This is a genomic window from Bradyrhizobium genomosp. III (assembly GCF_000261705.1).
GTDB classification, from domain to species: Bacteria; Pseudomonadota; Alphaproteobacteria; order Rhizobiales; family Xanthobacteraceae; genus Bradyrhizobium; species Bradyrhizobium ottawaense.
In genome coordinates, this window is sequence record NZ_AJQF01000464.1 from 1 (window position 1) to 6,065 (window position 6,065).

Annotated in this window: 4 protein-coding genes; 3 read left to right on the top strand and 1 reads right to left on the bottom strand. The window is 66.9% G+C overall.

Annotated elements, in window-relative coordinates:
• Positions 1-117: 117 nt before the first annotated feature.
• From IC66_RS0136810 to IC66_RS0136820, 3 genes are all read left to right on the top strand, one after another.
• Complete coding sequence (locus IC66_RS0136810) at positions 118-894, top strand: phosphatase PAP2 family protein (RefSeq protein WP_038950949.1); 777 nt, start codon at positions 118-120, stop codon at positions 892-894.
• A 93-nt stretch (positions 895-987) separates the two neighbouring features.
• Positions 988-2,325, top strand: a complete 1,338-nt coding sequence (gene argG, locus IC66_RS0136815; protein WP_038950950.1) for an argininosuccinate synthase — start codon at positions 988-990, stop codon at positions 2,323-2,325.
• 204 nt (positions 2,326-2,529) lie between these two features.
• Positions 2,530-4,284 carry an alkaline phosphatase gene (locus IC66_RS0136820; protein ID WP_038950951.1) on the top strand — a complete coding sequence of 585 codons (1,755 nt, stop codon included), beginning with the start codon at positions 2,530-2,532 and terminating at the stop codon, positions 4,282-4,284.
• Positions 4,285-4,348: 64 nt separating this feature from the next.
• Here IC66_RS0136820 and IC66_RS48660 read toward each other — a convergent pair.
• On the bottom strand, positions 4,349-6,065 hold a 1,717-nt coding region (locus IC66_RS48660; RefSeq protein WP_244429227.1), incomplete at its 5' end, for an OmpA family protein.

Below are 6,065 nucleotides of genomic sequence, written 5' to 3' on the forward strand. Positions count from 1 at the left end.
CCGCCGCCCCCGCGCCAGCCACCTCCGCCGCTGCCGTCGAATTCAAGGCCGGACGCGCGATGAGTCGTGCCGCTTCCGGGGTTTCCATCCCCGTCCCACTCCGCTAAACCGCGCGCCATGAACCGGACTGGACTCTTCATCGCCCTGGCGCTGTGGCTCGTGATCGGCGTTGTTTTCGGCCTCTATCCCGAGCTCGATCTCAAGCTCGCGTCGCTGTTCTTCGACCCCCAAACCAAAACCTTTCCGCTCAAGCTGAACGACTGGGCGGGCTTTGCGCGGGACGCCGCGATGTGGGTCGCCTGGGCCTTCGTGCTGCCGTCGCTGGTGGCGCTCGTGGTCAAGATGATCCGGCCCGACCGTCCCTTGATGGTGTCGGGGCGCGCGATCGTATTTCTGCTGGTCACCATCATCATGTCGGCCGGCATCCTCACCAACCTCACCTTCAAGACCTATTGGGGCCGCCCGCGCCCAGTGGTGGTGACGCAGTTCGCCGGCGACCAGCAGTTCGTGGCGTGGTGGGATCCGCGGGGCGATTGCGTGCGCAACTGCTCGTTCTTCTCGGGCGAGGGCGCGACCGCGTTCTGGACGCTGGCGCCGGCCGCGCTGGCGCCGCCGGCATGGCGCCCGCTCGCCTATGCCGGCGCGGTGGTGTTCGGCGCCGTCACCAGCGGGCTGCGCATGGCGTTTGGTGGCCATTTCTTCACGGATGTGGCGATCGCCGGTCTCGTCAGTTTCGTCATGATCTGGTTTGCCTACGCGCTGATCTACCGCTGGCCACGGACCCGGTTTTCGGACGAGGCGGTCGATGCCGCCCTGACCCGGCTGAACATGCCCGCCTACCGGCTCCGCCGGCGCCTGTTCAGCGGCAAGACCGGTCCCGAACCCTCGGTTTAAGCCATTAAATGGGTGCCGAGCCCCGCGAAATTTGATATTCGCGCGGTCAACCCGTCCATGACATCAGCCCCTTGAGACCCGATTGGAAGCGCCATGACCACGATCCTGAAAAGCCTGCCCAAGGGTGAGAAAGTCGGCATCGCTTTTTCGGGCGGCCTCGATACCTCTGCGGCGCTGCTCTGGATGAAGCAGAAGGGCGCGCGCTGCTACGCCTACACCGCCAATCTCGGCCAGCCCGACGAGGCCGACTACAACGAGATCCCGCGCAAGGCGATGGAGTTCGGTGCCGAGAAGGCCCGGCTCGTCGATTGCCGCACGCAGTTGGTCCATGAAGGTATCGCCGCGATCCAGTCGGGCGCCTTCCATATCTCGACCGGCGGCATCACCTATTTCAATACCACCCCGCTCGGCCGCGCCGTCACCGGCACGATGCTGGTCGCGGCGATGAAGGAAGACGGCGTCAACATCTGGGGCGACGGCTCGACCTTCAAGGGCAACGACATCGAGCGCTTCTATCGCTACGGACTGCTCACCAATCCCGGCCTGAAGATCTACAAGCCCTGGCTCGACCAGCAGTTCATCGACGAGCTCGGCGGTCGCGCCGAGATGTCGGCGTTCATGACCGCCCAGGGCTTTGCCTACAAGATGAGCGCCGAAAAAGCGTATTCGACCGACAGCAATCTGCTCGGCGCCACGCACGAAGCCAAGGACCTCGAGAGCCTCGACAGCGGCATCAAGATCGTCAACCCGATCATGGGCGTGCCGTTCTGGCGCGACGACTGCAACGTCAAGGCCGAGAAGGTCGCGGTGCGTTTCGAGGAAGGGCAGCCGACCGCGCTCAACGGCCAGACCTTCGCTGATCCCGTCGCGCTGTTCCTGGAGGCCAACGTCATCGGCGGCCGCCACGGCCTCGGCATGAGCGACCAGATCGAGAACCGCATCATCGAGGCCAAGAGCCGCGGCATCTATGAAGCGCCGGGCATGGCGCTCTTGCACATCGCCTATGAGCGCCTCGTCACCGGCATCCACAACGAGGACACCATCGAGCAGTACCGCATCAGCGGCATGCGTCTCGGTCGTCTGCTCTATCAGGGCCGCTGGTTCGACTCGCAAGCGTTGATGCTGCGTGAGACCGCGCAGCGCTGGGTCGCGCGCGCCGTCACCGGCGAGGTGACGCTGGAGCTGCGCCGCGGCAACGATTATTCGATCCTCAACACCGAGAGCCCGAACCTCACTTATGCGCCTGAAAGGCTCAGCATGGAGAAGGTCGAGGATGCCGCGTTCTCGCCCGCCGACCGCATCGGCCAGCTGACCATGCGCAATCTCGACATCGCCGATACCCGGACCAAGCTCGGTCTCTATTCGAAGACCGGTTTGCTGTCGGGCAGCGAAGGCTCGCAGATATTCAAGCTCGAGAACGACAAGGGCTAATGCCCTCGCTGCCGCAGGGTGGGCAAAGCGAAAGCGTGCCCACCATCTTTCCGCGACCGAGATAGTGGTGGGCACGGCGCTCACGCGCCTTTGCCCACCGGACGATTGCGCGTAGCCCAGATGGAGCTACGCGCTTAATGACGATGTCATGCTCGACCGTTACGGTTCCGGTCCTGTTGGAAACGGAATCGCGGAGCATCGCGCATGGTCAAGAGATCGGCACTCGCCTCTCTCATCGTCCTCGTTGGGACATCGTCATTGTCGGCCCAGACGATCTATCCGATTGATCGTGCCGAGATCCTGGCCGGCGCGCAGTTCGACTTCAAGGTCGAGTTTCCCGGGCCGGTCGATCCGGCCACGCTGAAGGTGACGGTGAACGGCGCGGATTATGCGACCGCGTTCGGCCGTTCGGCGACCTTCATCGAGCGCGAGGACGGCAAGGAGCAGTCGGCGCTGATTCTGCGCGACGTCACGCTGACCACGCCGGGCAGCATTGCCGTGGATGTGAGCGACGGCACGCGCCAGCGCAGCGTCACGTGGACGGTCTACGACACGGGTCCGCGCAAGGCGAAGAACGTCATCCTGTTCATCGGTGATGGCATGTCGCCGGCGCATCGGGTCGCGGCCCGAATCCTGTCCAAGGGCATTGCGGAGGGCAAGAGCCGCGGGAAGCTCGCCATCGACGACATGCCTCATATGGCACTGGTGGCGACCGCGGGCTCGGACTCGATCATCACGGACTCCGCGAACTCGGCCAGCGCCTATGCGACCGGGCACAAGAGTGCCGTCAACGCTCTCGGCGTCTATGCGGACCGCACTGCAAGCCCGTTCGACGATCCCCGGGTCGAAACCATCACGAGCCTCGCCAGGAGGCGGCTCGGCATGGCGATCGGCATCGTCACCAACACGGAGATCGAAGACGCAACGCCGGCGGCGATGGTCGCGCATACGCGCCGGCGCGCGGCCTATGACGAGATCGTCGAGCAGTTGTTCGCGGCCAGGCCGGATGTGGTGATGGGCGGCGGCAGCGCGAATTTCCTGCCGAAATCTGCCGCCGGCTCCAAGCGCAAGGACGAGACCGACTACATCGCGAAGTTTCGTGACGCAGGCTACCAGGTGGCGACCACCGCGAGCGAGCTCAGCGCTTCTGCCGCAAAGCCGGAGACGGGCAAGCTGCTCGGCCTGTTCGCCACGGGTAACATGGACGGTGCGCTTGACCGCAAATTCCTGAGAGGTGGCGGCGTGAAGAAGTTTCCCGAGCAGCCTGACTTGACCGAGCAGGTGCAGGCAGCGCTGAGCATCCTTGCGAAGAGCGAGGCCGGCTTCTTCCTGATGGTCGAATCCGGACTGATCGACAAATATGCGCATGTCCTCGACATGGAACGGGCCGTCTACGACACGATCATGCTCGACAATGCGGTGCGCCAGACCCGCGAATGGGCGCGTGCGCGGGGCGATGATACCCTCATCCTGGTGCTCGCGGACCACAATCATCCCAACGGCCTTGTCGGCACGATCAACGACGACATGAGCGCCACGCCTAACGTTTCCCTGCGCGAGCGCGTCGGCGTCTACGAGCAGGCCGGATTTCCCAATTATCCGGCGCCCGATGCGGATGGCTATCCGTCACGCGTCGATGTCAGCCGCCGGCTCGCGATCTTCTCGGCCAGCCTGCCGGACCACTACGAGACGTTCCGCCCGAAGCTCGATAATCCCAACGAGCCCACCGTCAAGGCGGGCGACGGGACCTTCAAGGCCAACGACAAATACAAGGACGTCCCAGGCGCGGTGCTGCGCCCGGGCAATCTGTCGGCAATGATCGGCGCCAGTGTGCATTCGGGCGAGGACGTCATCCTGACCGCGACCGGGCCCGGTAGCTATGGCGTGCGCGGCTCGATGGACAATACCGAGGTCTTTCGCCTCATGGTCGACGCGCTTGGGCTGGCTGCACCGCAGTAGCAGCGATGCGGTCCAAACAAAAATGGCCGGAATTGCTCCCGGCCATTTGCGTTTGTGCTTGCCGTTACCGCGGCGGCGCGGTGCCGGCCGGAGGCGGCGGCAGCGAGGCTTGGCCGCCGTTGAGCAGCGGCGTGATGTTGCGGATGGTTACCCGACGGTTGATCGCGCTCGGCCCCTGCGTCTGCTCCTTCAGGTACTGCTCGCCGTAGCCCTGCGACGTCAGGTTCTCGGCGGGCACACCAAACTGCTGCGTCAGCAATTCGGCCGCGGACTGCGCACGGCGGTCCGACAATGAGAGATTGTCGACCTCGTTGCCGACCGCGTCGGTGTGTCCCTCGATCAGGAACACCTCGCGCGGATTGCGCTGGATCGCCTGGTTGAGGCCGTCGGCGATCACCTGCAGCCGGGCCGCCTGGTCCGGCGGGATGGTCCACGATCCCGTCTCGAAGATGATCGTGTTGACGTCGATGCTCGGCATCTGCATGCGAACATTGGGGCTGTAGCGGATCTCGTCGAGCGAGTAACGCCGATCGATCCGCTGCACCGGCGGTGCAACCATCGTCTGGTAGATCACGTCCGGCGACGCTTCCTGGGCGTCGACGATGTAGCGATCATAGGGAATGTTCACGACCGGCGGCGGCGCGTCGACATAGAAGCCGCCGACTGCCCGCGGATCGCGGTAGGTGTTGTCGATGATGACGAGTTCGCCCCCGCGGGGGTCCCTGCGGATTCGCCGCCGCAGCGAACCGTCCGCACCGACCACGGTGATGATCTCGCTGCCGTCGGGACGGACCACGACGGTGCGGGTTTCACCGCCGACAGTGTCGGTGCGGATGTCACGGGCGCCATAGCGGAAGCGATAGAGGTCGTTGCCGCGGACGTAAGCCTGCCCGCCCGGATCGCGGATGATGATGCGGTCCGGCTCGGTGTAGACGGTGCGGCCGCCTTCGACGACCTCGCGTCGCTGGCTGTGCATGTCGGCAATGGTGGCGCCGACCACGGCGCCGGCCACCACGCCTGCACCGATCGCGAGCGGGGTCAGGTCGCGCTGCTGCGGGCGCGGCGGAGGCGGCAAGGGCGCGGCGATCGTCGGCGCGGCCCGGAAGGCGGGCGCGACCGTCGGCGGAGCATTCCGCACCCTGTCGGGTGGCGGCGTGGCGGCCGCCGAGCCCGGTACGGTGCTCGGTGCCGCGACGCCGGCGGGAGGCGCCGGCGGCCGTGGCGGAGCGCCAGCTTGCGGTGACGCAGGCGGAGCTCCGGCGGCGGGGCCGCTCGCAGGAGGCGTTGCGCCCTGTTGGCCGGGGGTCGGTCTCGCAGGCGGAGCTGGGGTCGCGCCGGGAGCAGGTGTCGGTGCTGCACCTGGACGTCCGGGCGGGGGCGTCGGCGTACCACCAGGAGCAGGCGTCGCCGTCGGAGCGGGCGTGGCACCGGGAGCCGGTGACCCTGCCGAGGGAGGTGCGCCGGGACGTCCGGGCGGCGGTGTGCCGGGGCGGCCGGCCGGCGGTGCGCCGGGCGTGCTGCCCGGAGCCGGCGTTGCGGTCGGCGCAGGCGTTGTCGTCGGTGCGGGTGTCGCAGTCGGGGCAGGTGTGGCGGTCGGAGCAGGCGCTCCCGGTCGCGCCGTCGGCGCTGCGGGCGCGGGAGAAGGCGTCGCCGCGGGTGCCGGGGCGGGGCGGCCCGGAGGAGTTGCGGCTGGCGGCGTCGGAGCCGGACGTGCTGCGGGAGGCTGCGGCGTCGGTGCGTGCTGCGGAGCTGCAGCAGGCGGCGGTGCCGGCGGCGTGGGA

Bases quoted from the DNA above. Each gene is read 5' to 3' on its own strand.
- IC66_RS0136810 (WP_038950949.1), top strand. From the start codon at position 118: ATGAACCGGACTGGACTCTTCATCGCCCTGGCGCTGTGGCTCGTGATC.
- argG (WP_038950950.1), top strand. From the start codon at position 988: ATGACCACGATCCTGAAAAGCCTGCCCAAGGGTGAGAAAGTCGGCATC.
- IC66_RS0136820 (WP_038950951.1), top strand. From the start codon at position 2,530: ATGGTCAAGAGATCGGCACTCGCCTCTCTCATCGTCCTCGTTGGGACA.